The sequence below is a fragment of the Actinospongiicola halichondriae genome, assembly GCF_049103745.1.
GTDB classification, from domain to species: Bacteria; Actinomycetota; Acidimicrobiia; order Acidimicrobiales; family Salinilacustritrichaceae; genus Salinilacustrithrix; species Salinilacustrithrix halichondriae.
This window is the reverse complement of record NZ_CP171622.1, coordinates 742,777-767,822: the sequence shown is the minus strand read 5'-3', so window position 1 is coordinate 767,822 and position 25,046 is coordinate 742,777. Positions and strand designations below refer to the sequence as shown.

23 protein-coding genes are annotated in these 25,046 nt (G+C 69.0%); 10 read left to right on the top strand and 13 right to left on the bottom strand.

What is annotated here, in order from left to right; translation table 11 throughout:
- Positions 1 to 9: 9 nt before the first annotated feature.
- The gene (locus tag AB8619_RS03895) at positions 10 to 690 is read left to right on the top strand and encodes a hypothetical protein (RefSeq protein WP_436795146.1); all 681 of its coding nucleotides are present in this window, start codon (positions 10 to 12) and stop codon (positions 688 to 690) included.
- On the opposite strand, the gene AB8619_RS03890 is transcribed toward AB8619_RS03895, so the two are convergent.
- Positions 631 to 1,524: an A/G-specific adenine glycosylase gene (locus AB8619_RS03890; RefSeq protein WP_436795145.1), complete on the bottom strand. Its 894-nt coding sequence runs from the start codon at positions 1,522 to 1,524 to the stop codon at positions 631 to 633. The two genes, AB8619_RS03895 and AB8619_RS03890, sit on opposite strands and share 60 nt — an antisense overlap.
- Before the next feature lie 106 nt (positions 1,525 to 1,630).
- On the opposite strand from AB8619_RS03890, the gene AB8619_RS03885 reads away from it, so the two are divergent.
- Together AB8619_RS03885 and AB8619_RS03880 are read left to right on the top strand one after the other, a co-directional pair.
- A complete protein-coding gene (locus AB8619_RS03885; protein WP_436795144.1) occupies positions 1,631 to 4,177 on the top strand; it encodes a putative bifunctional diguanylate cyclase/phosphodiesterase in 2,547 nt (848 codons plus the stop codon).
- Between the two features lie 65 nt (positions 4,178 to 4,242).
- Complete coding sequence (locus AB8619_RS03880) at positions 4,243 to 5,835, top strand: acyl-CoA dehydrogenase family protein (RefSeq protein ID WP_436795143.1); 1,593 nt, start codon at positions 4,243 to 4,245, stop codon at positions 5,833 to 5,835.
- Between the two features lie 12 nt (positions 5,836 to 5,847).
- Here the strand turns inward: AB8619_RS03880 and AB8619_RS03875 are convergent, their stop codons facing one another.
- On the bottom strand, positions 5,848 to 6,231 hold the full coding sequence (locus tag AB8619_RS03875) for an SRPBCC family protein (RefSeq protein WP_436795142.1): 384 nt from the start codon (positions 6,229 to 6,231) through the stop codon (positions 5,848 to 5,850).
- A 2-nt stretch (positions 6,232 to 6,233) separates the two neighbouring features.
- Positions 6,234 to 7,628 carry a dihydrolipoyl dehydrogenase family protein gene (locus tag AB8619_RS03870; protein WP_436795141.1) on the bottom strand — a complete coding sequence of 465 codons (1,395 nt, stop codon included), beginning with the start codon at positions 7,626 to 7,628 and terminating at the stop codon, positions 6,234 to 6,236.
- 53 nt (positions 7,629 to 7,681) lie between these two features.
- Between AB8619_RS03870 and AB8619_RS03865 the strand changes: the two genes are divergently transcribed.
- Positions 7,682 to 7,942 carry a hypothetical protein gene (locus AB8619_RS03865; protein ID WP_436795140.1) on the top strand — a complete coding sequence of 87 codons (261 nt, stop codon included), beginning with the start codon at positions 7,682 to 7,684 and terminating at the stop codon, positions 7,940 to 7,942.
- Here AB8619_RS03865 and AB8619_RS03860 read toward each other — a convergent pair.
- The 4 genes from AB8619_RS03860 to AB8619_RS03845 are packed head-to-tail and all read right to left on the bottom strand — an operon-like array spanning position 7,908 to position 10,371.
- Positions 7,908 to 8,609 (bottom strand): glycosyltransferase family 2 protein, encoded by a 702-nt coding sequence (locus AB8619_RS03860; protein WP_436795139.1) that lies wholly within the window; start codon positions 8,607 to 8,609, stop codon positions 7,908 to 7,910. The two genes, AB8619_RS03865 and AB8619_RS03860, sit on opposite strands and share 35 nt — an antisense overlap.
- Positions 8,610 to 8,615: 6 nt before the next feature.
- Positions 8,616 to 9,074: a PPOX class F420-dependent oxidoreductase gene (locus AB8619_RS03855; RefSeq protein WP_436795138.1), complete on the bottom strand. Its 459-nt coding sequence runs from the start codon at positions 9,072 to 9,074 to the stop codon at positions 8,616 to 8,618.
- A 38-nt stretch (positions 9,075 to 9,112) separates the two neighbouring features.
- On the bottom strand, positions 9,113 to 9,913 hold the full coding sequence (locus AB8619_RS03850; RefSeq protein ID WP_436795137.1) for a hypothetical protein: 801 nt from the start codon (positions 9,911 to 9,913) through the stop codon (positions 9,113 to 9,115).
- Positions 9,913 to 10,371 carry a hypothetical protein gene (locus AB8619_RS03845; RefSeq protein WP_436795136.1) on the bottom strand — a complete coding sequence of 153 codons (459 nt, stop codon included), beginning with the start codon at positions 10,369 to 10,371 and terminating at the stop codon, positions 9,913 to 9,915. The genes AB8619_RS03850 and AB8619_RS03845 overlap by 1 nt, the downstream gene beginning before the upstream one ends.
- 66 nt (positions 10,372 to 10,437) lie before the next feature.
- Between AB8619_RS03845 and AB8619_RS03840 the strand changes: the two genes are divergently transcribed.
- From AB8619_RS03840 to AB8619_RS03830, 3 genes are read left to right on the top strand one after another with little or no spacing between them, the layout of a single operon-like run.
- Positions 10,438 to 10,923 (top strand): hypothetical protein, encoded by a 486-nt coding sequence (locus AB8619_RS03840; RefSeq protein ID WP_436795135.1) that lies wholly within the window; start codon positions 10,438 to 10,440, stop codon positions 10,921 to 10,923.
- A gap of 43 nt (positions 10,924 to 10,966) precedes the next feature.
- Complete coding sequence (locus AB8619_RS03835) at positions 10,967 to 11,245, top strand: hypothetical protein (RefSeq protein WP_436795134.1); 279 nt, start codon at positions 10,967 to 10,969, stop codon at positions 11,243 to 11,245.
- Between the two features lie 23 nt (positions 11,246 to 11,268).
- Complete coding sequence (locus AB8619_RS03830) at positions 11,269 to 12,939, top strand: fumarate hydratase (RefSeq protein WP_436795133.1); 1,671 nt, start codon at positions 11,269 to 11,271, stop codon at positions 12,937 to 12,939.
- Here the strand turns inward: AB8619_RS03830 and AB8619_RS03825 are convergent.
- Both AB8619_RS03825 and AB8619_RS03820 read right to left on the bottom strand, forming a co-directional pair.
- Positions 12,887 to 13,543 carry a hypothetical protein gene (locus tag AB8619_RS03825; protein WP_436795132.1) on the bottom strand — a complete coding sequence of 219 codons (657 nt, stop codon included), beginning with the start codon at positions 13,541 to 13,543 and terminating at the stop codon, positions 12,887 to 12,889. The two genes, AB8619_RS03830 and AB8619_RS03825, sit on opposite strands and share 53 nt — an antisense overlap.
- The gene (locus tag AB8619_RS03820) at positions 13,540 to 14,331 is read right to left on the bottom strand and encodes a hypothetical protein (RefSeq protein ID WP_436795131.1); all 792 of its coding nucleotides are present in this window, start codon (positions 14,329 to 14,331) and stop codon (positions 13,540 to 13,542) included. The genes AB8619_RS03825 and AB8619_RS03820 overlap by 4 nt, the downstream gene beginning before the upstream one ends.
- Before the next feature lie 74 nt (positions 14,332 to 14,405).
- Between AB8619_RS03820 and AB8619_RS03815 the strand changes: the two genes are divergently transcribed.
- The 3 genes from AB8619_RS03815 to AB8619_RS03805 are packed head-to-tail and all read left to right on the top strand — an operon-like array spanning position 14,406 to position 17,096.
- A complete protein-coding gene (locus AB8619_RS03815; RefSeq protein WP_436795130.1) occupies positions 14,406 to 15,278 on the top strand; it encodes a DMT family transporter in 873 nt (290 codons plus the stop codon).
- A complete protein-coding gene (locus AB8619_RS03810; protein ID WP_436795129.1) occupies positions 15,275 to 16,186 on the top strand; it encodes an LLM class F420-dependent oxidoreductase in 912 nt (303 codons plus the stop codon). Before AB8619_RS03815 ends, AB8619_RS03810 begins: the two co-directional genes overlap by 4 nt.
- A 13-nt stretch (positions 16,187 to 16,199) precedes the next feature.
- The gene (locus tag AB8619_RS03805) at positions 16,200 to 17,096 is read left to right on the top strand and encodes a TIGR03619 family F420-dependent LLM class oxidoreductase (RefSeq protein WP_436795128.1); all 897 of its coding nucleotides are present in this window, start codon (positions 16,200 to 16,202) and stop codon (positions 17,094 to 17,096) included.
- Here AB8619_RS03805 and AB8619_RS03800 read toward each other — a convergent pair.
- Genes AB8619_RS03800 through AB8619_RS03785 form a run of 4 tightly spaced genes read right to left on the bottom strand, consistent with a single transcriptional unit; the run spans position 17,093 to position 25,042 of the window.
- Entirely contained in the window at positions 17,093 to 18,133 is a 1,041-nt protein-coding gene (locus AB8619_RS03800) for a hypothetical protein (protein ID WP_436795127.1), read from the bottom strand. The genes AB8619_RS03805 and AB8619_RS03800 overlap by 4 nt on opposite strands.
- Positions 18,130 to 21,051: an MFS transporter gene (locus tag AB8619_RS03795; protein WP_436795126.1), complete on the bottom strand. Its 2,922-nt coding sequence runs from the start codon at positions 21,049 to 21,051 to the stop codon at positions 18,130 to 18,132. Before AB8619_RS03795 ends, AB8619_RS03800 begins: the two co-directional genes overlap by 4 nt.
- Positions 21,048 to 23,321: an ABC transporter permease gene (locus AB8619_RS03790; protein ID WP_436795125.1), complete on the bottom strand. Its 2,274-nt coding sequence runs from the start codon at positions 23,319 to 23,321 to the stop codon at positions 21,048 to 21,050. The genes AB8619_RS03795 and AB8619_RS03790 overlap by 4 nt, the downstream gene beginning before the upstream one ends.
- The gene (locus AB8619_RS03785; protein WP_436795124.1) at positions 23,321 to 25,042 is read right to left on the bottom strand and encodes a hypothetical protein; all 1,722 of its coding nucleotides are present in this window, start codon (positions 25,040 to 25,042) and stop codon (positions 23,321 to 23,323) included. Before AB8619_RS03785 ends, AB8619_RS03790 begins: the two co-directional genes overlap by 1 nt.
- Between the last annotated feature and the right edge of the window lie 4 nt (positions 25,043 to 25,046).

Genomic DNA, 25,046 nt, shown 5'->3' with positions numbered 1-25,046 from the left:
ATCCCGCTCGTGAAGCCACTGCACGCCGTGGCCGGCGGGGCACTGCTGATCGGACTCGACTTCCGCACGACGTCGCTCGATCTCCTGCCCGACCTCGTCGGTTGGTTGTTGATCGTGTGGGCCGCCACCCGCCTCGCCACTCCCCTGCTGACGACGGTCGCCGTCGTCGGCGCGGTCGCATCGCTCGGCACGTTGTCGTTGCCGTATCACTACGTACAGTTCGACCCGTTCGCCGAGCGCATGGTGGTCGTCACCCCCGATCGCGATCTCGGCTACGCACAGCTGCTGGAGTTCGATCCGGTGACCGGCTGGCGCCTCGGCGCGTTCGCGCTGTCGACGGCAGCGCTGGGTGTCACCGTGCTCGTCCTCGCAGGTCATCTCCGGGATCGACGCCGTGGTTTCGCCGGTACCGAGGTCGACCGCTCGATGCGACAGATCAGCATCGCATCGTGGGCGGTCGTGGTCTGTTGGGTCGCACCTCGTCTCGTGTCGGCGGGGCTGTCGACCGACGACGGCTATGCCCCCGTGTGGGACGACCCTGCGTCGAAGATCGCGCTGCTCGGGGCCGCCACGATCATCACGTACACCGTGGTCGTCGGCCGGGACGCTCGCGAGCCCTGGGCCCGGCGACTAACCCGGCAGGTCCCACCGCCCCAGCTCGTGCACGACGAGGCCGTCGCGGACGAGTGACGAGGCCACCCGACGGGCTCGATCGTCCTCGCCCGCCCATCCCATCACCGACGCCAGCTCGTCGTCGGACACCGTCCCCTCGCGGAGAGCCGCGACCAGCCGACCGCGACCCTGCCGGTCAGAGCCCTCGAAGCGCGACTGCGGTCCGCTGATCCCGGCCGACCCCTCGACCGGGTCCGGCAACGGGTGTCCAGCCGTCGCCCACGCACACTGGTCGACGATCGGACACTCAACGCATCGTGGCGATCGCTTGGTGCACACGGTGGCACCGAGGTCGAAGACCGCCTGCCCCCAGGACCAACCAGCACTCGACGGAACCGCGGCGTCGGCGGCGACCTGCGCGACCTTCGGCGTCACCGGCCCGCCGGCGAGCGCCCTGGCGACGAATCGGCCGGCGTTGGTGTCGACGAGGCCGATGTCGGCCTCATGGGCGAAGACCAGAACCGCCCGAGCGGTGTACGGACCGATGCCGGGGAGCGACTGGAGGTCGTCGAGGTGCGTCGGCAGTGCGCCGTCGAAGCGCTCGACGCACTCCTGGGCCGCCCGATGCAGGGAGACGGCGCGCCGGTTGTAGCCCAGTCCTGACCACTCGTCGACCACGTCACCCCGTCGGGCTGCGGCACAGGCCGTCACCGTGGGGAACCGGTCGAGGAACCGCTCCCACCGGTCGACCACCCTCGCGACCTGGGTCTGCTGGAGCATCGCCTCCGACACGAGGACGGCCCAGGGGTCCCGACTCGCCCGCCAGGGCAGGTCGCGACCGTGCACTGCCCACCAGTTCAGCAGCCGGCGTTGCAGTTCCGTGATCGCTGATTCGTCAAGAATGTCGGACAAGTGCCGATACCTACCGTGGTACGGGGGCCTCGTTGTAGCGTCCGCCATTGTGCGCGACGGCGCCGCCACCAGGAGTAGCGAGGAAGGACCAGGGGTCATCACGTCGATGCGGAGACACGGAGAGGACCTCCTCGGCGCGGCTGACGTCGGTCGCGTGTTCCGGATCCGCTCTCGGGTGATCACGGGGTTCGCCCTCGCGCTCCCGTTCCTCACCGACCTCGGCCAGGATCGTTTCTGGGTCGTCGCGGTGATCGCCCTCGTCGTCCTGCCCTACAACCTGGTGTTGGAACAGGTGACCCAGCGATCGGGAGAGGTCCCTGCCGTCGTGCCATGGGCCGACCAGCTCGTGTGCATCGGTGCCACCTTCTTCATCGCCGCGCTGTGGGCTCCGGTCTTGATGGTCATGACCGCGACGATCGCCCTCGCCGCCACGCTCTTCGACGGACGAAAGGTCATGGGGCCGGCGGTGGCGAGCGTGGCGATGGCGGGTGTCGTGGGCTACATGACCCAGGACCCCGTCGTCTTCATCGCCGGTACGGTCGCGTTCGCCGGTTCGATCGCTCTCACGGTGTGGGGGATCTCGCGAATCACCGACGCTCGACGGTCGCTCGAGACCGAGAACCGCGACCTCACCGAGAACATCGACGCCATCGTGTGGCACCTCGCGGTGGGCGCGACACACCAGACGATCAGCCCCGCTGCCGAGCGGATCCTCGACTATCCGTCGGCCAATCTCCGCGACGTCCGGTTCTGGATGGAACACGTCCACGAGGACGACCGGATGCGACTCCAGCAGACCCGCCAGCGCTCCCTCCAGACCGGCGAACGTCAGAGCTGCGACTACCGGATCACGAATGGCGCCGGCGAGACCCTGTGGTTCCACGAGGTCATCTCCTGCGAGGCCGACGCGCCGCCACGTCCCAATGCCCTGCGCGGCGTGATCGTCGACATCACCGCACGCCGTGCCGCAGAGAACGAGCGGGCCGTGCTGGGTGAGGTCGTCGAGACCCTCGACACCGCCATCATCGTCGCTCGGCCCGACCCGAACCACCACGGAGCGCTGGTCGTGGCCGCCGCCAACCCGGCAGCGGCTCGGGTGACCGGGACGTCGTCGCGCCGGCTCATCGGCACCCTGCTCCGCGACTCGTTCGACCACGTCGAGGGCAACATCGCCGAACGCTGCGTCGCGGTCGCCCACGGCGGCCCGGCGTTCACCGTCGACCGGGTCACCGGAGTCGGCATCGACCGGCAGCGCAGCCACTCGGTCCGAGCGTTCCCGCTCCCCGGCGGAGCGGTCGGCCTGTCGCTCGACGACACCACCGAAGCCACGATGGTCGCCTCGGCACTCCGGCGCCAGGCCCTCCACGACGGTCTCACCGGGCTCCCCAACCGGACCCTGCTCCGCGACCGGCTCCAGTACGCGTTGGCCGACGCCCGACGGCGCAACGAGCGGGTCGCCCTCATCCTGCTCGACCTCAACCACTTCAAGGACGTCAACGACGCGCTCGGCCATCAGTACGGCGACCGACTGCTCGTCGCGTTCTCGCGCCGCCTCCAGGAACTCCTGCGCGAGTGCGACACCATCGCCCGCCTCGGTGGCGACGAGTTCGCGCTGCTCCTGACCGACGCGACCACGGTCGGTGCCGGGCGCGTGGTCCGCAAGGTCAGCGAGGCGATGCAGGAACCGTTCGAGATCGAGGGCGTCACCGTCCAGACGACGGCGAGCATCGGTGTCGCGCTGTTCCCCGACCACGCCGACGATGCCGATCTGCTCACCCAGCGAGCCGATGTCGCCATGTACAACGCAAAGCGCGGTGGAGGCGGATGGGCGGTGTACTCGCCCCAGCAGGACCAGTCGTCGGTCGAGCGACTCACCCTCCTGTCCGAACTCCACCACCAGTTGGACGGCGACTCGCCCCCGGACATCACGCTGCACTACCAACCGATCCTCGACCTGGCCGACGACCGGATCGGTGGTGCCGAGGCCCTGCTCCGATGGAACCACCCCGAGTTCGGTTGGATCGACCCGGAACTGCTCGTCGAACTCGCCGAACTCTCGGGGCTCATCCAGCCGCTGGCCCGCTTCGTGGCCCATGAGGCGATGCAGTCCGCCGTGACCTGGCTCGCCGACGGCCACGAGGTCCGTGTGGCGATCAACCTGTCGGCCCGGAACCTGTACGACCGCAACCTCGTGCAGTGGCTGTCGGCCACCATGGAACAGGTCGGTCTCCCACCACGGCTGATGAAGTGCGAGCTCACCGAGTCCCAGGTCATGGACGACCCCGTGCTCGCCATGGCCGTGATCTCCGAATTGCGCGATGTCGGGGTCCACACCGCCATCGACGATTTCGGCACCGGGTACTCGTCCCTGTCGTACCTCCGTCGACTCCCGGTGGACGAGATCAAGATCGACAAGTCGTTCGTCACATCGATGCTCGCCGACGAGATCGACACCACCATCGTCCGGACGGTGATCGATCTGGCCCACAACCTCGGCATGGCCGTCCTCGCCGAGGGGGTCGAGGACGAGGCCACGCTCGGCAAGCTCCGTGACTTCGGCTGCGACCGCATCCAGGGGTACGTCGTCGGACGGCCGGTGCCTGCGTCGGAGATGCACCAGATGCTCCGCACCCCCGTCGAACGCACCGGCTGAACACGAGACGGCCGTTGTCGGCTCGCTTCGTGCCGCCGAACCGGGCGTCGGTACGATTTCGAGCCATGATCGCGCCAGACCTCCACGCCGCTGCCGCCGCCATCGACACCGCACGCGGGGTGTTGACCGCAGCGACGGCTCGACTCGCAGACCTCGGCGACCTCGATGCCAACCAGGTCCTCGCCTACGACCTCGCGCACGCCACCGCCGCTGTGGAGATGTCGGCCACGCTCCTCGACTACGGAGCGAAGGGCGACACCGAGGCCCGCATCGCGTGCGCGTTCGCCGCCGATGCCGTCGGAGAACTCGCTGCGAAGTTGTTCGGCCGCGAGGCCGAGTGGGCCGTCGACGCCTCGGCCCTCGACAGCGCGCGCGAGTTCGTCGGCACCTACCGGTCGGCGGAGTTCCTCCTGTCCATCGACGGCGACGGACCTCGACACCTCGACGACGACTTCGAGATGGTCCAGGACACCTTCCGCCGCTTCGCCGACGAGCAGATCAAGCCCCACGCCGAGCACGTGCACCGCACCAACGGCGACGTCCCCGAAGAGGTCATCGCCGGCCTGGCCGAACTCGGCGCATTCGGCCTCTCGATCCCGGAGGAGTTCGGCGGCTTCGCCGCCGGCGGCGAGTCGGACTACATCGGCATGGTCGTCGCCACCGAGGAACTGTCACGCGGCTCGCTCGGCATCGGCGGCTCGCTCATCACCCGACCCGAGATCATGACGAGGGCCGTCGAGAAGGGCGGGACGCAGGAGCAGAAGGAGTACTGGCTCCCCAAGCTCGCCACCACCGAGGTCATGTGCGCCGTGGCGGTCACCGAACCCGACTTCGGCTCGGACGTGGCCGGCGTGAAGACCACCGCCACCCGCGACACCCTCGACGACGGCACCGCGGGCTGGCGCATCAACGGCGTGAAGACCTGGTGCACGTTCGGTGCCCGGGCCGACGTGCTGCTGCTCCTCGCCCGCACCGATCCGGACCGGTCGCTCGGTCACAAGGGCCTGTCGATGTTCATCGTCCCCAAGCCCCAGGGCGACGGCCACGGCTTCGAGTTCACCGATGACCACGGCGGCAAGATGGAGGGTCGGCCGATCGACACCATCGGCTACCGGGGCATGCACTCCTACGAGATCGCCCTCGACAACTGGTTCGTCCCCCAGGACAACCTCATCGGCGGCGACGACGGTCTCGGACGTGGCTTCTACCTCCAGATGGAGGGATTCGAGAACGGCCGACTCCAGACCGCCGCTCGTGCGGTGGGCGTCATGCAGGCCGCCTACGAGGAAGCCGTGCAGTACGGCCAGGACCGGTCCGTCTTCGGCACGCCCGTCGGCGACTACCAGCTGAGTCGGGCGAAGCTCGCCCGCATGGCCGTGATCATCCAGGCCAGCCGCCAGTTCGCCTACGCCGTCGCCAAGATGATGGCCAAGGGCGAGGGCGCGATGGAGGCGACGCTGGTCAAGGCCTACGTCTGCAAGGCAGCCGAGTGGGTCACCCGCGAGGCGCTCCAGATCCACGGCGGCTACGGCTACGCCGAGGAGTACCCGGTCAGCCGGTACTGGGTCGACGCCCGCGTGCTGTCGATCTTCGAGGGCGCGGACGAGACGCTCTGCCTGAAGGTCATCGCCCGCAAGTTGGTCGCCGGCGCACGCTGACCCCCTGTCCGGTCAGCGGCGACCGGACGTCAACAACGTCTCGATCCTGCGGAGAGCGACCGCGCACACCGCCAGATAGGGCGGCGCCCACACGGGAACGCCGAAGCTGACGCGGACTCCGTCGGCCGAGGGTTCAATCGCGTGCGAGGTCGCAGTGACGCCACCGACGTCCCACGACCACCGTTCGCCGTCGACCACGTGGGTCAGTTCGAACGGGAGCGACACGCCGATCGATGTCCGCATACGTCCGGTCGCTCCGGTCACGAACCGCCCAGGCGCGTCCAGCTCGGCGGCGGTGAGTGACGGCCCCCACTCCGGCCACCGGTCGAGGTCGGTGAGGAGGTCCCAGGCATCGGCCGTATCGGTAGCGATCGTGCGGCGGGTCCAGAACTGCACGGTCAACCTCGTGCGGGCCGGGTCTCGCCGTGCGGGAGGTCCATGAAGAACCCGCTCGCTGCCTGTTGCACGGCGATGCCCCAGGTCGGGTAGGCGTGCGTCGCCATGGCGATCGCGGCCGGGGGGATTCGGAACCGCATCGCCAGGCTGAGCTCGTGGATGAGTTCGCCGGCGTGCGGCGAGACGATGGTCGCTCCGACGATCTGTCCTCCGGCGCGCATGCCGAGAATCCGCCCGGGAGCGGCGATGACCTTGACGAAGCCCTCGGTCCGACCCTCGGTGATCGCACGATCGAGCGCCGACATCGGGAGTTCGACCACGGTCGCGTCGGCGCCGTGGACCGCGAACGCCTCGGCCTCGGTCATCCCGACGCGGGCGATCTCCGGGTCGGTGAACGTGACGAAGGGGGTCGAGGATGCAGAGAACTTCCGCCACCCGCCGCGGCCGAGCGCATTGCCGACCGCGACGAGGCCCTGCGCGTGTGCGGCGTGCGTGAACGGGAACTTCCCCGTGACGTCGCCGACGGCATAGATGCCCGATGCCGAGGTCGCCATGTGGGCGTCGGTCTCGATGTGTCCTCGGTCGTCGACCTCGACCCCGGCCTGCTCGAGATCGAGGCCCTCGGTCATCGGACGACGTCCGATCGCGACCAGGATCGCGTCGGTGTCCACGGCGTCACCACCGTCGGTCTGGATGCGCCTCGACTCGCCGATCTGCTCCACACGCTCGACGCGGGCACCGACCCGGACGTCGACACCGCTGTCCGCGAGGGCGGCGCGCACGAGCCTCGCCGTCTCCGGCTCTTCTCGGCCGAGGATCTCCTCCATCGCCTCGAACACGGTCACGGTGACGCCGAGCCGAGCCATCGCCTGCGCCAACTCGATACCGATCGGTCCGCCGCCCAGGATCGCCAGCGACGCGGGGAGCGCGTCGAGGTCCCAGAGGGTCTCGCTTGTGAGCGGCTCGGACTCGCGCAGACCGTCGATCGGCGGGACGACCGGCGCGGCTCCGGTCGCGATGACGATCGCATCAGCCCCGTACCGACGACCGGCGACCTCGACCACTCCCCTGTCCACGAAGCGGGCGCGGCCTTCGATCACCGTGGCGCCCCGGCGCCGGAACGTGTCAGCATCCTCCATGGCGGCGATCCGATCGATCGCGGCGCGAACGTCTGCGAGTGCCCGGGTCGGCGTCCGCCCCCTCGCCGCCGCGGCGATCAGCGTCTTGGACGGAACGCACCCGGTGAAGGTGCAGTCGCCGCCCATCGGTCCGTCCTGGACGACGAGCGTCGACGCGCCCCTACGGATGCCGGCGTCGGTCGCAGCGATGCCACCGGGGCCACCGCCGATGACGAGGAGATCGTGTCGTTCCACACCACGCGAACCCGGATCAGGCATCGAGGATTCCCCTGCTCGGCACGAGGTCGTCGCCCTGACCTACCGTGCCCGTCATGCCCGCGACGACACCACCGAAGGGTCGACCGACCACGGGACGCCTCGACCGGTCGGTCGCCAGCCGCCGACAACGCTCTCGCAGCGTCACCAAGAAGTTCATCTGGGCGCTGCTCGCCATCGCCGTGGTCGCCGCGGTGATCGTGCTCGGGTCGGGAACCGGCGGCAACAGCGTCAACACGACGGGGACACGCACCAACGTCCTCGTGCCCACGGTCCTGTTGCTCAGGATGCGCCGCTGGCCGGCGGCTCGATCGTGAGCCCACGCAGGTAGAACCAGTACGTCCGCCAGCGCACGTCGCCGACCGGACGCAACATCGACAGCAGCGACCGATACATCTGCCAGGTCCGGCGCAGGCCCTCGATCCGACCGAACTTGTCGCGCTTGGTCCGGTGGAAGACGCCGGTCATCGTGCGCGCCGAGGTGCGGAAGCCGCCCTCGCAGATGACCTCGTTGAGTCGGACCTCGATCGTGTAGCCGTCGAGCTTGTCCTGCGGCACGGCCTCCCAGACCCACCGCGGCACGATCCGCTCGCCCGACAGCGGCGGGCAGTACAACACCAGCCAGTTGAGCCAGCCGTAGTCGAACGCCCCGAGACTCATCTCGGCCCGGCCGTCGAGCACCGGCTCGCAGACCCGGTCGAGATGCCCACCGCGCAGGTCGGTGCAGTCGGCGTCGACGAAGAGGATGTGTGACGCATCGCTCGACTCGACACCGAGTCGCATCGCCTGGGCCTTCGACCCCGCAGACGCGTCCCGACGGACCACCGTGGCTCCTGCCCCGGCCGCGACCTCGCCCGTCCCGTCGGTCGAGCCGTCGTCGACGACGATCACCGTCCGGACATGGGCACAGGAAGCAGCGGCCGCGACGTTGGCCGCCACCGTCGCGACCTCGTCGCGGGCGGGCATCACGACGTCGACGACCATGGCGGCTCAGTAGGTGCCACCGAGCTTGCGGTGATCCCAGCTGACCGTGCGTTCGACGTGCACGCGGACGGCGAAGCGCTTCTCGCCCGCGGCGTGGATGAACGGCCGCGTCTCGTCGGTCACCGGCCCCGTGTACCGGGCGGCGACCATCTCGCCGAGCGGCATGATCTCGTCCCGTTCGGTGATGAGCTCGGCCGTGCCGACCAACTCGACACCCCGGAGCTCCTCGTACTGATCGCCGGTCTCGACCAGACAGGTGATGCGAGGGTCCCGCTCGATGTTCTTGATCTTCTGCGCCTTGTTGTAGGTCCAGAACACGGGGTTGGTGCCGTCCATGGCGTACCACATGGCCACGAGGTGGATGCTTCCGTCGTGGTTGAGGGTGGCGATGTTCATCGTGTGCCGACCGTCGAGGTACTCGGCCATCTCGGCGTCGGTCATCTTGATCTGGTCGCGTCGGCTCATCGGGTTCCGTTCGTTCGGTGGCAGTGGCCAGGTTGTGGTCAGAGAGTCTGCTTGAGCAGCTCGGGGACGATGGGGGTGTCGGTTCGGCGCAACATCGCCTCGACCGACTCCTTGCCCTTGGGTCCCACGACGTGATCGACCAGCGAGAGCGGGACGATCTCCTCGTCGAGCTCCCACGGCTCGCCGGCCTGGTCGAGGCGGTCGGTGAGCGCCTGCCACAGGCGTTCGGGCAGGAGGCGGCCTTCACCGGCGACGAGCCAGACCTCGGCATCGGTGGTCGCGGCCACGGATGCTGCGGCGAGCGACCCGGCGACGGCCACGAACCCGTCCGGGCCGACGGCCGAGGCCTCGAGCGCCACGACGTTGGACCACCGGACCGCGCCGCCGATGTTGGCCGGCGGGACCTCGTCGGACGGCGAGTCGGCGTGTTCGAGTCGACGCACCAGACCGGCGCCTTCGCCGAGCGAGTCGACGACGAGCGAGCGGATGTCGCCCCGGCGGACCAGCGCCTCGCCGATCTGTTCGGGCCAACCGATGGCCGTGACGGTCACGTCGTCGGGGAGTTCGTACGCGAAGGCGGCCGCGGTCGGGTCCCCCTGGAGCGTGGTCACACAGCGCACCGACTCGGCTCTGGGGTCGTTGCTGGCCAGCACCTTCGACGCCAACCACCACATGGGGCCCGACGTCGGATGCCGGTCGACGATGCGTCGACACGCCGTGACCAGCCCCGACGGGTCGTCGGAGAACCCGGCGAGGGCGCGGGCGGCTTCCTCGGCGAGGGCGCTGTGGTCGGCGCCACCGGAGCGGGCGACGTAGCGGAGCCGCTCGATCGGGTGCACTACAGCCCGGGCTTGAAGATCATCAGGTAGAGCATGATGACCATGAGGACGGTGGCGATCGGGCCACCCTTGGCGACCAACGCACGTCCGCTCATGTCGCCGGCGGCCATGGCCTTCTCCCCCTTGAGGATCATGGCGCTCACGACGCCGCCGATGGCCAGCCACACGAGGAAGGCCAACGAGATCCAGGTCTGGGAGAACTCCCAACCGTCGAACTGCACGATCATGATCAGACCGGTGATCAGCAGCAGACCGAGCGATCCGAGGGCGATCCTCGACGTGTACATGCTCGTGAACTTGGCCCAGTTCTGCATCGTGGCGTCGTCGGCGTTCTTGGCGAAGTGGGCCTCGAGCAACGGATTGATCGCTGCCGGGGCGAACGCCACGAGGAACGAGAGGATGTGGACGAGAAGGATGATGTCGTAGGCGAAATCGCCTCGGAACGCGGCGAGGACCACGGTGAACTCCTGGGTCGTAGGGGGAGGATCTGCTCCCGCGGAACCTACCTCGCTAATCTGCCGCCCGTGCCCACCGATCCCAGCGGAGACGTCCCCCTGACGCACCTGTCCGGTGCCGAGCTGCCGCTCGACGACTGGTTGACCACGTTCCACCTCGCCGTGGCCGTGCTCGACCCGTACGAGTACGAGAGCGCCTGGCTCCTCGACACTGCCGGCAGGATCCTCACGACCTTCACCGGGGCTGACGCCCGGGTCGGGTTCATCGTCACTGCGAGCCCCGAGGACGCCAAGGAGTTCCTCGGCCCGTGGGCCGACCGTCTCTTCGCCCTGTGCGACCCCGACAAGGCTTTCGTGAAGTCCGTCGGACTCGAGACGCTGCCCGCATTCGTGCATCTCGGCCTCGACGCCAGCCTGCTGGGCTCCGCCGAGGGTTGGGACCCGGCCGCCTGGCACGCGGTCTCGGAGAACCTCGCCAAGGCCATGAGCTGGAAGGGCCCGGACATCCCGGCCCCCGGCGACCCCAAGCCCTACGCCGGCGCTCCCGCCGTCTGAATTCCGCGCATGGCATGGCCGGCGCCGGGGTACGGACGCCGACATGTCGAACCCCGCACACGACGGACCCATCCCCGAGGAACAACAGCCCGGCCACCAGCCGTCCCACGACGCTGACAAGCCGGACCTCGACGCCTTCGCCGAGCGGCTCGGTGTGGTCGCCGAGGGCGACGAGCCCGCAGGCGCCCCTTCGGTGACGACGGACTCGACGTCGACGACTCTCGCACGCATCCGCAACCGTCAGCAGGCGATCCTCGTCGGCGGCGCAGCGATTGCCGTCGTCGCCGCGATCCTCACGATCCGTCGGCTCCGGCGGCGCTGACCCGGAGCGCGATACTCGGGGGCGTGACGGACTTCGAATTCACGCCTCTCCTCCCTCTTTCCGGCGACGACACGCCCTTCCGGAAGCTCGACATCGGTGGTGTCGAGCAGCTCGAGTTGGACGGCCACACCTTCCTCCGCGTCGACCCGGCCACGATCTCGGCCCTGACCGCGGAGGCGATGTTCGACATCGCGCACTACCTCCGGCCAGGGCACCTCCAGCAGCTGCGCAACATCCTCGACGACCCCGAGGCGTCGGGGAACGACAAGTTCGTCGCGCTCGACCTGCTCAAGAACGCCAACGTGGCGGCCGGCGGGATCCTGCCCATGTGCCAGGACACCGGCACCGCGATCGTCAAGGCCAAGAAGGGTGAGGGAGTCCTCACCGGCGGTGGTGACGAGGAGTCGATCGCTCGAGGCATCTACGAGACCTACGCCACCGACAACCTCCGCTACTCGCAGATGGCGCCACTGTCGATGTGGGAGGAGACCAACACCAAGACCAACCTCCCGGCCGAGATCAAGATCTACGCCGTTCCGAATCACGGCGACATGCCCGAGTACGAGTTCCTGTTCATGGCCAAGGGCGGCGGCTCCGCCAACAAGAGCTACCTGTACCAGGAGACCAAGGCGCTGCTGACGCCCGACAAGCTCCTCGCCTTCCTCGACGAGAAGCTCCGGACCCTCGGCACCGCAGCGTGCCCGCCCTACCACCTCGCCGTGGTCATCGGCGGCACGTCGGCCGAGATGGCCCTCGAGACCGCCAAGATGGCCAGCACCCGCTACTACGACTCGCTGCCGAAGCAGGGCAGCGCGCTCGGCCACGCCTACCGCGACGTCGAGTTCGAGGCCGAGGTCCTCAAGCTGAGCCAGGAGTTCGGCATCGGCGCCCAGTTCGGGGGCAAGTACTTCTGCCACGACGTCCGGGTGATCCGCATGCCCCGCCACGGGGCATCGCTGCCGGTGGCCGTCGCCGTGTCGTGTTCGGCCGACCGCCAGGCCAAGGGGAAGATCACCGCCGACGGCGTCTTCCTCGAACAACTCGAGACCAACCCGGCACGGTTCCTCCCGGACGTGACCGGCGACGACCTGTCGTCCGACGTCGTCGAGATCGACCTCAACCAGCCGATGGACCAGATCCGCGCCGCGCTGTCGAAGCTGCCGGTCAAGACCCGGCTGTCGCTGACCGGCCCGCTCGTGGTCGCCCGCGACATCGCCCATGCCAAGATCCAGGAACGCCTGGACGCCGGCGAGGAGATGCCGCAGTACCTGCGGGACCATCCCGTGTACTACGCCGGTCCGGCGAAGACGCCGGAGGGCTACGCCTCCGGATCGTTCGGGCCGACCACCGCCGGCCGCATGGACAGCTACGTCGACGCATTCCAGGCCGCAGGGGGGTCGATGGTGATGCTGGCCAAGGGCAACCGCAGCCAGCAGGTCACCGACGCCTGCAAGCGCCACGGAGGGTTCTACCTCGGCTCGATCGGCGGCCCCGCCGCCCGCCTCGCCCAGGACAACATCAAGAAGGTCGAGGTGCTCGAGTACGCCGAACTGGGCATGGAGGCGATCTGGAAGATCGAGGTCGAGGACTTCCCCGCGTTCGTCATCGTCGACGACAAGGGCAACGACTTCTTCGCCTCGGTCAGCCGACCGATCGACCTGAAGTCGAAGCAGATGAAACAGCCACGCGGCTGACCGGCGGCCCGGCGAGGCTGCAACACAGCACCACGGCGGCCGCGCCCGCCAGGTTGAACGCGAGGTCCCAGCCGGTGTTGGCGGCGTCGCCGATCCGGAGCGACTCGATCCGCAGGGCCATGGCGAACTCGAAGACCTCGTTGCACGCGCCGAGTCCGACAGCGACGAGCCCTGCCGTGCACCAACGGGCCCGATGCGTCGCGGGACCGGGACGGAACCAGCCGACGAGAACCTGCGACGCGGCAACCGTGAGGACCGCGGTTCCGCCGGCATGCACGACCTGGTCGAGCTTGAGCGATCCGTCCACCAGCCAGTGCTCGTACAGCGAGACGTCGGTGGTCCCGGGAGCGACGGCGAGACCACACGTGACGTGGACCGCCCCGAGGATCGACAACGACCACACCACCCGGCCGGAGAGCCGTCCTCCCGCCGCGGTCAGCGCTGCGACCGCCAGCAGCACGACGTAGACGAGCAGATACGGCCACGCTCGCTCGTCGCCGCCGATGGTCCCCCGCACCACGATCGCGGTGACGGTGACCCCGGCGAGCGCTGCGGGGCGGGGGTGGCGTCCCGCCACGTCGGCGATGGCCGATCCCGGGGTCATGGCTCCGGCGGTGGTGCCGCCCCGGCTTCGGTCCACCGACCGCTCTCGGCGTCGAACCAGGTGCCCGGCGGCGCCGGCACCCAGGCTCCTGCCGACTCGTCCCACCACTCCGACGCCACCTGGGCACCGGACGGAGGCGGGCCCGAGGTCTCGCGCCATTCCTGCGCAGCGGTGTCGTACCAGCGGGTCCGAGCACGCATCGTCGACGGAGCCGACCTGGGCGCCGTGGTCGGAGGATCGTTCGGCACGACCGGGCCACGACGCCGGCGGAGCGCCACGGCGGCGCCGATCAGCCCCGCGACGGCGAGCAGGAGCGCGAGAACGGCCACCGTCGCCGGGATGGTCTGGTCGTCGTCCTCGATCGTGACGTCGACCTCGGTCACGTCGATGTCCGTCCGGGTGTCGTTGCTCGAGAACGAGCTCGATCCCGAGGAGCCGTCGGCACCACGAACGACGGGAGCGACGTCGCCACCGCCGCCGCCCGACGCGACCTCTGACGTGGGTACCCCGGACGTGGGCACCCCGGAAGTGGGCACCGTCGGCACGGCGGTCTCGTCGGGGGTCTCGACGCTGGACGGGACGCTGGATGGCGGGACAGAAGCGTCGTCATCATCGTCGGACCCACCCGAGGACCCGTCGCTGTCGGACGATCCGGACGACCCCGACGACGACGAAGCGCCACCCGAACTCCCGCTGGTCGTCTCCTGTCCCCCGGCCACCACCGCGAAGGATGCGAAGGCCAACAGGGCGACGAACGCGATGTCGACCGCACGTGTCGTGGCTCTCATCCCGTGTGCCCCAGCACTGCTCGTCCTCCTCGGTGGCACCGTAGCCCGACGGTCGATGCCGGTATCGTCCGGCGATGCCCGCAGCGCTGCTCGTCGTCCTCGCTGCCGCGCTGTGGGGGACCACGGGGACCGCCCAGGCCCTCGGCCCCGACGACATCGACCCACTCGTGGTCGGCTGGGCACGCCTGGCGATCGGTGGGCTCGGGCTGTTCGTCCTCGCACGGGTGCGACGGGTCGAGCGAGCGACCTTGTCGGGCGGGTGGACGTGGGTCGCGGTCCTGTCCATCGCCGTGTACCAACTCACATTCTTCGGCGGGGTCCGGATGGCGGGCGTCGCGCTCGGCACCGCGGTCGGCATCGGCTCGGCACCGATCTGGGGCGGCCTGGTCGACTGGCGACTCACGCCCTGGCGACCCACCCGACGGTGGGTGATCGCCGTTGCCATCGCCGTCTGCGGTGCGGCGCTCGTCGCCGGCGACCCGGGCGACGCCGAGCGACCAGCGCTCGGACTGGCGCTCGCGGTCGCCGCCGGCGCGAGCTACGCCGTCTACGCGTACGCCCTCCAGCAACTCGCTCGCCAGGGCGACGCCGACCACGTGGCGGCCACGGTGTTCACCCGCGCTGCGGTCGTGATGCTTCCGATCCTCCTGATCGGCGACGTGGGTGAGCTGTTCACGGGCCTCGGCATCGTGATGTCGCTGCACCTGGGCATCGTCGCCACGACGCTGTCGTACGCGATGTTCACCCGTGGGGTCCGAGACACCCCGGTGTCGACGGCGACGTTGCTCTCGCTCGCGGAGCCCCTCACCGCGGTGCTCCTCGGCGTCACGATCGTGGGCGAGACACTGACGTTGGCAGCCCTCGTGGGCATCGTGTTGCTCCTCGTCGGCGTCACCATCGGAGCCACGGCGCGGACCGCACGATCAGGATCTAGGTTGCGGGCATGACGATGAACATCGGAATCTTCGGTGGTGTCGCGGGCACGGGGTCGATCGACGAGGTCATCGCCGACGTCCGCACCGCCCACGAACACGGCTTCCCCAGCTACTGGGTCCCCCAGATCTTCGGCTGGGACGCGCTCACCCTGCTCGCCGTCGTCGGACGGGAGACCGAGGGGATCGAACTCGGGACGTCGGTCGTCCCCACCTACCCCCGCCACCCGGCGATGCTCGCCGCGCAGGCACTCACCACCCAGGCAGCTGCGAGCGGGCGGTTCACGCTGGGCATCGGCCTCTCCCACCAGCCCGTCATCGAGCACATGTTCGGCATGGACTTCGCCAAGCCGGTGCGCCACCTCCGTGAGTACCTCGACATCCTGATGCCGCTGGTGAGCGGTGAAGCAGTGTCGGCCGATGGCGAGACCCTGTCGGCCCACCTGGCGCTCGACATCCCCGGCGCGCAGCCGGTGCCGGTCATGGTCGCTGCGTTGGGCCCGCAGATGCTGAAGCTCGCCGGCAGTCGAACCGCCGGGACGATCACCTGGATGACCGGCCCTGCGACCATCTCGGGTCACACCAAGCCGGCGATCGACGCCGCCGCCGACGCCGCCGGGAATCCCGTCGCCCGCATCGTCTGCGGCCTGCCCGTGTGCGTCACCTCGGACGTCGAGCGGACCCGCGAGCGGGCGGCGAAGGTGTACGCCATCTACGGCCAACTCCCCAGCTATCGAGCGATGCTCGACCGTGAGGGCGCCGAAGGCCCGGCCGACATCGCGATCATCGGTGACGAGGACCACGCAGCCGAGCGCATCAGCGCGCTCGCGGCTGCCGGGGTCACCGATTTCGCTGCCAGCGAGTTCGCCTCGTCCGACGACGAGCGCACTCGTACGCGGGACCTGCTCCGCTCGCTGCTGTGAACCGGCGGCGGCGATGAAGGTCCGGGTCGGCTACGGGCTCGGCACCCGTTCGGTCACCAACGACGCCGAGCGGTTCTCGCTCCTCGTCGACAGCCTCGAGGCCCTGCGTTTCGACTCCCTGTGGTTGTCGGAGAAGATCACCGATGCCTGCCCCGATCCGATCGTGGCCATGGCATTCGCCGCAGCGCGGACCAGCCGACTGAAGTTCGGCACGAGCGTGCTCGTGCTCCCCGGGCGCAACCCGATGCTGCTGGCCAAGGAGCTCGCCACCCTCGACCGTCTCTCCGACGGTCGGTTGCTCCCCGCGTTCGGCCTGGGCCAGGTGGACCCCGGTGAGCAACAGGCGTTCGGCGTCGACCGCAAGGAACGGGCCAAGCGCTTCGACGAGATGCTGCCGCTCCTGCGCCGGTTCTGGAGCGAGGACACGGTCGATCACGACGGCACGTTCTTCCAGTACGACGGAGCGCGCGTGCGACCTGCTCCGGTGCAGGACCCGATCGAGATCTGGTTCGGTGGGATCGCTCCCTCCGAGCTGCGGCGTACGGGACGCCTCGGCGACGGATGGCTCCCGAGCTTCTGCACCCCCGACGACGTCCGCAGTGGTCGCGCCGAGATCGAGCGGGTGGCTGCGGAGCACGACCGCGCCATCGACCCGGAACACTTCGGCGCGCTGGTCCCCTACGGCGTCGACGGCGTGCCGGACACCGTGGCGGCGTTCCTGAAGTCGCGCCGACCGGACGTCGACCCGGCCGACGTCGTCGCCGGCGATCTCCCGGCGCTGAAGGCCCAACTCGAGCGATTCGTCGATGCTGGGGCGTCGAAGTTCGTGGTCGTGCCGTTCGTCGAGCCCGACCGGTGGGACGACCACCTCGCCGAGGTGGCCGACGTGCTCATGCCGCTCCAGAACTAGCTCAGCGGCGTCGGAGATCCCGTCCTGGGCCGGGCGAAGCGGCTGAGCCCACCCGCCAGCGACTCGTCGCGGGGGTCGGACAGGTGCGCCCACGCCGCCATCGCTGCTGCGAGGACCAGGAAGACGACACCGACCGTTCGGTTGGCGCCCGTACCCAACGACGCTGCCGGACGTAGCACCGGCGCGGCCGTTGCGAGCTCATCCGGTTCGAGCGCCGGAGCCGCGACCGGCGGCGGCGGCGCAGTGGTCGCCGTCGGCGTGTCGAACGCGGGACCGTTCGGCAGCGACGGCACCTCGGCCGTGTCGTCGGGAAGCACGACCTCGACCGGATCAGGCACCACGGTCTGGTCACCCTCACCGGCGACGAAGTCACCTTCGACGACCTCGAGCGCAGTCGAGTCGGGGGCCGCGAACGTCCAACGGAACGTCGACCGGTCGAGGTCGATCGGCGGCTCGGGAGCTCCCTCGGGCGGGGCCACCGTGGTGTCCTTGCCCGGAGTGAGGACGACGTCGAGTGTGGTGCCGCTCACGAGCGGCTGGAGGCCGAAGCCGATCGACGACAGGTCGTCGGCGATCACTCCGTTGACGCACGCACCGCCGTCGACCAACGGCTTTGCGTTCCATGTCCCGACGCCGGTGTCGGGCGACGACCACGGTGCGGCTGCACGACACGCCAGGACGATCGACTGCGGGTTGAGCGTGGAACCCGGCCCGATGGGAAGGGTCAACGACGGGCTCGAGTCGCCCGATGCGAGGTCCCAGCGGACCGCTGCGATCGCCACCGCCCCCTCCGGGGTGCTCTCGACCACGAGTTGCCCGTCGCCGGCGGCGGCTCCGGCCGGCACCGTGACCGGACTGTCCGGTGGTGGCACCGGGAGCGCCGCCGGGACCTCGTCGGTCGGTTGTGGGTTCGCCGCGCGGGACCACCACGCGCTCGTCGGGGCGCTGGCGGCTGCCGACGCGGGAGTGGGGACGAACAACACGACGTTGCCGACGACTGCGAGCAGGACGGCCAGGAGGAAGCGGAGATTCTTCACGTCGCCACCAACGGTGTCCGACGTGCCGTCCCGTTCGATCGGTTGATGGTGGCCATGTCCCCTCCCAGGTACGAACTGACGACCCGTGGGTCGCTGGTGACCTCGGCCGGCGTGCCCTCCGCGATGGGGGCGCCCAACTCGAGGGCGATCATGCGATCGGAGATGCCGGTGATGAGCGGCATGTCGTGCTCGATGATCAAGAGTGCGCAACCCGTCTCGTGCTGGATGGTTCGCAGCAGCGGACCCAACGCCTCGGTCTCCTTCTGCGCGATGCCCGAGGACGGCTCGTCGAGCAACAAGACGTCCGGATCGTGAGCGATGCACATCGCGAGATCGACGATCCGGCGAGAACCCGTCGAGAGCTCGCGCACGAACTTGTCGCGGAACGCTCCGAGGTTCATGAGCTCGATCAGGTCACCCACGGTCCAGGCGACGTCTTCCTCCTGCCGGACGATCGCCGGGAGGCCCAACGCCGATGCGACCGGGTCGCGTAGTTCGATGAATCGTTCGAGCCCGATGGCCAGGTTCTCGGCAACGGTCAACGACGGCACGAGGCGGGCGTCCTGGAACGATCGGCCGAGTCCACGCCAGGCACGGCGATCGGGGCCGAGGCCGGTGACGTCGTCTCCGGCGAGGACGATGCGCCCCTCGTCAGGAGTGAGGAACCCGGAGATCAGGTCGAAGATCGTGGTCTTGCCGGCGCCGTTGGGGCCGATGAGCCCGAGGATCTCGTGCGCACGGAGTTCGAACGAGGCCCCCGTGACCGCCTGGACACCACCGAAGCTCTTCACCACGCCTCGGAGTTCGAGCACCGGTTCGCCGATCGGCAGCCGATCGGGGTCCACCGGAGACGCCGTTGTCGAAGCTGAACGCTCGCCGCTCGCCGATGCCCCTTCGAGGAAGACCGACCGCACGATGTCGTCGCGCTCGATCAGCTCGGACGTCGGACCTTCGAAGCGGACCTCGCCCTTCTCGAGGAAGTAGGCGCGCTCGGCGATCGAGAGCGCCACGTTGATCGACTGCTCGACCAGGATGATCGCGGTGCCGTCGCCCTGGATCCGCCGGACGATCCCGAGCAGTTGCTCGACGATGGTCGGGGCCAACCCGAGGGACAGTTCGTCGATCATCAGCAACTTGGGCTTCGCGATGAACGCCATCCCGAGTGCGAGCATCTGCTGCTCGCCGCCGGAGAGGTTCCCCGCGAGTTGGTCCTTGCGCTCGAGGAGCCTCGGGAAGATCTCGTAGACCTCGGCGATGGCCTCCGCCAGGTAGTCCTCGTCGGAGCGGTAGAGCCAGCCACCCGCACGCAGGTGCTCCGCCACGGTGAGGGTCGGGAACACGGCCTTTCCCCCGGGCACCTGCACGATCCCAGCCGTCACGGTCGCGACCGCATCGGTGTGGGTGATGTCGGATCCGTCGAAGAGGATCGATCCACCGATCGGGTCGACCGCACCGGAGATCGCCTTGAGCAGGGTCGACTTGCCGGCGCCGTTGGTGCCGAGGAGGGCCACGATCTCGCCCGGTTGGATCTGGAGGTCGACGCCGAAGAGCACCTGGACCTGGTCGTAGGCGACCTCGACGCCGGTGCACGACAGGAGCGCGCCGCGCCCCGCGGCCACCGCTGCCTGCTGATCGCGGGCCGCCCGCAGCGTCCGCTCGGCCTGCTCGCGGTCACGGGCCACGAACGGTGCAGCGCTCCAGGCGAAGAGGCCCGATGCTGCGACGACGCTCGCGGTGACTCCGACCGCCACGCGGTAGCCGTTGTCGTCACCGAGGCCGCCGGCGATCACGGCGCCCAGGAGTCCGCCGACGCCGATGGCGATCAGCGAGTACCCGTAGGCCTGCGTCCGGACACGAGGCGGAGCGATGACCGAGACCAGCGGGAAGTAGGCCGGGATGTATGCGCCGAACCCGATGCCCGAAGCGAACAGCAGCGCCACCGAGATCGCGGCGAACGGCGCCAGCGCCATGAGGAGGAGCGCCACCCCGCCGGTCACGAACGAGTAGCCGGTGATCTTGGCGAGCTCGCCGCTGCCCGGCTCGGCGCGGCCGGCGAGGCGGGCGCCGACGACGAGACCAACGGTGCTGCCCGCACCGAACACGAAGCTGGTGAACCCACGCTCGAACGTGCTGAAGCCGTAGACCCGCTCGAAGAAGAACGAGATGAACCCACCGAGGGGGATGAGGCCGAACCCGAGGAACAACGACCCGAGATAGAGACGCTTGAGCGAGCGGATGCCGAAGAGTTGCCGCCTCGCCTCGGCGAAGCCGATCGGGGAGGCGTCGACCTCCAACGCAGCCAGTTCGGCGTCGATCGATTCACCGCGCAGCGGCTCGCGCAGACGCAACAGCGACAGGATCAAGACCGCGGTCGGGACGGCGATGACGATGAAGACCGTCTGCCACGGGATCACCAGGGCGAGCGCGCCGATCGCCACCGCGCTCGCACTCGACGCCGGGTTGGCGAACCGGTGGACCGCGAACACCTTCGGCTGGTGCTCCGGCTCGTAGTAGTCGGCGATGAGTGACGAGTGCACGGGCTCGTTGATCACGCGCCCGATGCCGGCGAGGAAGCGGGCGACGACGAGCACCGCGAGGATCTTCACGACCCCCGACAGACCGGTCAGCACCGCCATCGTCGACCACGCCATCGCCGCGAAGGCGACGAGACGAACCCGGTTCATGCGATCGCCCAGCGCCGCCAACGGGAGGGCGGCGACCAGGGTGAAGACCGCGACGAGCGACGAGATCAAGATGACCGACGAGTCGGCGAGATCGAACGTCGTTCCGATCTCCGGGGCGAGGACTCCGAAGGCGATGCGGTCGAGTTCGTCGACGAAGTTGAGGCCGAAGAGGACCACCAGCGGCCCGACCGGCGCTCCACCGGTGATGTCGTCGAGCCGTTGACGTGCGCTCATCGGAGCACCTCCAGGACCGCTTCGTCTTCTTCGGCAGGCTGTTTGGCGAAGTGCTCGTGCGTCGTCACGTCGGCCAGTGCGATGTCGTCGCCGCATGCCGGACACCGGATCGTCTCTCCCGACGGAGCAGGTGCCACGGCGACTGCCGCCATCGAGGCGTCGACGGTCTGCAACGAGTCGGCGACGAGCGAAGGCACGTGGATGTCATTGCGGTCGGCGACCCAACGAAGGAACCCGTCGCGCATCCGGTAGGCGATCTCGGACAGCCCACCGGGGACGATCAGGACGAGGATCAACAGACCAACCGAACTGGTGAGGAGTCGGACGGTCTCGTCGCCGCTGAACAGGAACGGCACACCCTCGACGTAGATCGCACCGAGGAGGGCACCCGGCAGCGAGGTCAGTCCGCCGATCACGGTGATCGTGAAGACCGACACCGACCGCTCGGGGCTGAACGTCGCGGCGTCGACCGCCCGCAGTTGGAACGCGAGCAGCGCACCGCCGACGGCGGCGATGAACCCGGAGATGGCGAAGGCCGAGAGCTTGGTCGCGGCGAGGTTCACCCCGTAGGCCTGGACGGCCTTGCCGTTGTCACGGGCACCGATCAAGAGTCGGCCGAGTCGGTTGCGGCGCAACGATCGGGCGACGAACAGCGACAGGACCAGGAAGGTCAGACACACGAAGTAGAAGCGCACGTCGGACTCGGTCGAGAAGATGCCGTAGAGCTTCGGACGGGCGACGGGCTCCCCCGACTGCGGGAGGAAGAAGTCGAACGTGTCGCGGCTGAGGAAGAACTTCTCGACGGTGAACGCGAACGCCAGCGTCGTGACGGCGAGGAACGGTCCCTGGATGCGCAGCGCCGGGAGCCCGACGAGAACGGCAGCCATCGCTCCCGCCAGTCCGGCGGCCAACAGACAGAGGAAGAAGTCGAAGCCCCGGACGGCCATGCCTCCAGCGACGAGTGAACCGATGCCGGCGAACGCGAACTGACCGAGGCTGATCTGTCCGGCCCAGCCGGTGAGGATCACCAGTGACACGCCGACCATGGCCGTCACGACCACGATCGTGAACCGGCCGGCGAAGCGCTCCGGCAACAGCAGCGGCAGGACCACGGCGATCACGCCGACCAGCGCGGCCAGGACGGCCTTCGCCGTCTGCACCTCCTGTCGGGAACGGAGTTCGGCCGGGATCGGGCGGTACTCCTTCGCGCTCTGCCACGTCGCCACGCCGGCATCGAAGGCTCGGCTGAGCGCTCCACGCTGCACGAGCAGCGCGACGAGGATCAGCACGAGCATCGAAGCGTCGGCCAGGTTCCCCTTGTTGGTCGCGAAGATCGCCGACTGGTTGATGATCCCGATCCCCATGCCGGCGATGACCGCCGCCGGCAGCTTCTCCATTCGTGCCAGCACCGCCGCAGCCAGGCCGTACAGCAGGACCGACGGACCGATCGACGATCCGATCGTGAGGCCGACCATGGGTGCTCGGAGGAAGACCGCGATGCCCGAGAGGAGACCGGCGATGATCCACACGATCGTCGACACGCGCGCCACGGGGATGCCGAGCATCGACGCCCGTTCACCGTTCTCGGCCGAGGCACGGACCGCGATGCCCATGTCGGTGTACCGGAAGAACGCCGCGAGTGCAGCGCAGATCACGGCCGTGGCCACGCCCGCCATGATGAAGTTGCCGTCGAAGACCAGCGTCCCGATGGTGAAGTCGTACTTCGACCACGGCGTGGTGAACGCACTCGAGGTGATCAGGTCACCCGAGATCCAGACCTGCACCTTCAGTTCGAGGAAGACGAGCAGGAGCGACACGCCGATCGTCGCCACGGTGGCGATCAACCGTGGCGCCGATCGGAACCGGCGCATGACCAGCACGTCGGTCGCGGCACCGAGCAACGCCGATCCGAGGATCACGATGGGCAACACCAGGAAGTAGTTCACGCCCTTCGCGAGGATCAGTTGCAACGCCAGGACGGCGGCGACCGAACCGAGCTGCGCCTGCGCGAAGTTGATGATCCGGTTCGCCCGGTAGACGAGGATCAGGCCCATGCCGAGCAGGCCGTACAGCAGACCGATCAACGCGCCGTTCACGAAGATGTAGCGAGGCGTGGGCGAGGACTGCAGCCCGATGTCGATCCAGCCGATGGTGATCCGACCGAAGACGAACTGCGTGATGCCCTCGACGGCCACGACGTACAGCACGAGGACTCGGAGCGCTGGTCCGCCCAGCCGATGACTCCAGATGCGCTCCAGGCTCTCGGGCATCATTGCGCCTTCGCCGGGATGGCGAACGTGTTGTCGAGTTCGCCACCGGCGTAGCGGCGGCCGCCGTTCATCGGCTCGTAGGCGCCGTTCTTCCCGTCGATCTCCGACCGCTTGGTGGGGTTCCAGTACACCTCACGGAAGTCGGAGATGGCCGTGTAGTCCTCGGGGCCGAACTTGAGGAGGTAGACGGACGGGTTGCCACCCGTCGCCGCCCACCCACCGGTCGTCGATCGTGCCCCGACCAGACCCTGCTCGATCGTCACGGGGTTGAGGTTGGGTCCCGCGCTGTGGATCATCGATCCGATCATCGTCATGTAGCCGGTGATCAGGTTGCACGAGGCACACGGCGAACCGCTCCGGCCCGAAGCCCGCCAGATCTTGGCTGCGTCGGACTGCTCGAAGGGCACGGGGTTCGTCAGGTGGCTGGGGCCGAACGCGTGCGCCCACTGCGCAGGATCGTAGAGACGTCCGAGGATGTCGTAGTCCATGAGGTACGCACCCGACAGGACGTGCTCCGGGAAGTAGTTGTTGCGGGTCAACCCGTTGGTCAGGAACACCGGAGCGATCGCGTCGCACAGGCAGATGACCGACGTGACGCCCTCCTCGATCAGCTTCGCGACCGTGACCCTGGTCTGCTCCTCGGCCCGGTTGATGTCCGATTCGTAGAACAGGAGCGGCACCTTGCTGCCGCTGCACTTCTCGATGATCGCCTTCGCCCGCTCGCCGTTGGGCCGGGTCTCGCCCGTGCCGTTGTCGAAGGTCAGGATCGCGAACTTGCGGGTCGTGTTCCGTCCGCCGATCGACGGGTGGATGAGTTGGCCGGCGTTGCTGGCCTTCTTCCCGGCGAGCTTCTTGCAGACGTACTCGCCGATCCAGTCGGCCGTCTCGGTGCCGTTGGGGAACACGTCCCACCGGAACGGGCGACGTCCGGCGAAGAACTGGTTGGCCTCGGTCGGCCCGCCGAGGCTGACGATGCCGTTCTGCGCCCAGGTGTCGTGGGTCGTCGATCCGCCCGAGTAGTGGATCACGAATGCCGGCTGCTTCTTCGCGACCTCCGAGGCCGCCTGGCGCGAGCGCGCGGGATCCGGCGGGCTGAGCTCGCAGTCGCCGATCGTGTGCTCCCACACGATCTTGCGCCCGTAGAACTCGTAGGTCTTCTCCATCCAGTCGATGGTCGCCTGGACCATCTCGTCGGTCTCGGCCCGGGAGGCTGCGAGACCCTGGGTCGCCAGGATCGCGTTCACCTGCTCGTTCGGGTTGCACTCGAAGAGGACCAACTTGATGCTGTCGCCGGTGACGCCCGGGTAGGTGGCGCCACCGTTGCTGCCGCCGAACGCCGGCGCGCACGGTGGCGAACTGACGAGGAGGTCGGTCTGCTTGTCGCCCACGCAGTGGCTCGTGTCGCCCGCGGCGACGGCCCTCGTCGTCTCGGTGGTCCCGTCGGGACCGGGGGCGCCGTCGGGTGTGCTGCCCTGCTGCGGGCCGGGTCCGGCCTCGCCGCCGTCGACGGGCGCACTGTCGCTGCCGTCGGGGAGCGTGGTGTCGACCGCGAACTCCTCGCCGCCCTCGTACGGCAGCGGGCCGGACGGATCGCCGATCGTCTCGAGCCCGGCCAGCGGGTCGTTGGTCTCGCCGCGCGACGGTGCGAACGCGACGAATGCCGCCTGCGCGAGCACCAGAACGATGAACGGCGCGTACAGCCGGATCTTCGGCTTCCTCATGTGA

Excerpts from the sequence above, each read along its gene's own strand:
- AB8619_RS03820 (WP_436795131.1), bottom strand. The coding sequence starts at position 14,331 with ATGAGAGCCACGACACGTGCGGTCGACATCGCGTTCGTCGCCCTGTTG.
- AB8619_RS03815 (WP_436795130.1), top strand. The coding sequence starts at position 14,406 with ATGCCCGCAGCGCTGCTCGTCGTCCTCGCTGCCGCGCTGTGGGGGACC.
- AB8619_RS03880 (WP_436795143.1), top strand. The coding sequence starts at position 4,243 with ATGATCGCGCCAGACCTCCACGCCGCTGCCGCCGCCATCGACACCGCA.
- AB8619_RS03790 (WP_436795125.1), bottom strand. The coding sequence starts at position 23,321 with ATGCCCGAGAGCCTGGAGCGCATCTGGAGTCATCGGCTGGGCGGACCA.
- AB8619_RS03855 (WP_436795138.1), bottom strand. The coding sequence starts at position 9,074 with ATGAGCCGACGCGACCAGATCAAGATGACCGACGCCGAGATGGCCGAG.
- AB8619_RS03805 (WP_436795128.1), top strand. The coding sequence starts at position 16,200 with ATGAAGGTCCGGGTCGGCTACGGGCTCGGCACCCGTTCGGTCACCAAC.
- AB8619_RS03795 (WP_436795126.1), bottom strand. The coding sequence starts at position 21,051 with ATGAGCGCACGTCAACGGCTCGACGACATCACCGGTGGAGCGCCGGTC.
- AB8619_RS03825 (WP_436795132.1), bottom strand. The coding sequence starts at position 13,543 with ATGACCCCGGGATCGGCCATCGCCGACGTGGCGGGACGCCACCCCCGC.
- AB8619_RS03810 (WP_436795129.1), top strand. The coding sequence starts at position 15,275 with ATGACGATGAACATCGGAATCTTCGGTGGTGTCGCGGGCACGGGGTCG.
- AB8619_RS03860 (WP_436795139.1), bottom strand. The coding sequence starts at position 8,609 with ATGGTCGTCGACGTCGTGATGCCCGCCCGCGACGAGGTCGCGACGGTG.
- AB8619_RS03835 (WP_436795134.1), top strand. The coding sequence starts at position 10,967 with ATGTCGAACCCCGCACACGACGGACCCATCCCCGAGGAACAACAGCCC.
- AB8619_RS03785 (WP_436795124.1), bottom strand. The coding sequence starts at position 25,042 with ATGAGGAAGCCGAAGATCCGGCTGTACGCGCCGTTCATCGTTCTGGTG.
- AB8619_RS03865 (WP_436795140.1), top strand. The coding sequence starts at position 7,682 with ATGCCCGCGACGACACCACCGAAGGGTCGACCGACCACGGGACGCCTC.
- AB8619_RS03885 (WP_436795144.1), top strand. The coding sequence starts at position 1,631 with ATGCGGAGACACGGAGAGGACCTCCTCGGCGCGGCTGACGTCGGTCGC.
- AB8619_RS03870 (WP_436795141.1), bottom strand. The coding sequence starts at position 7,628 with ATGCCTGATCCGGGTTCGCGTGGTGTGGAACGACACGATCTCCTCGTC.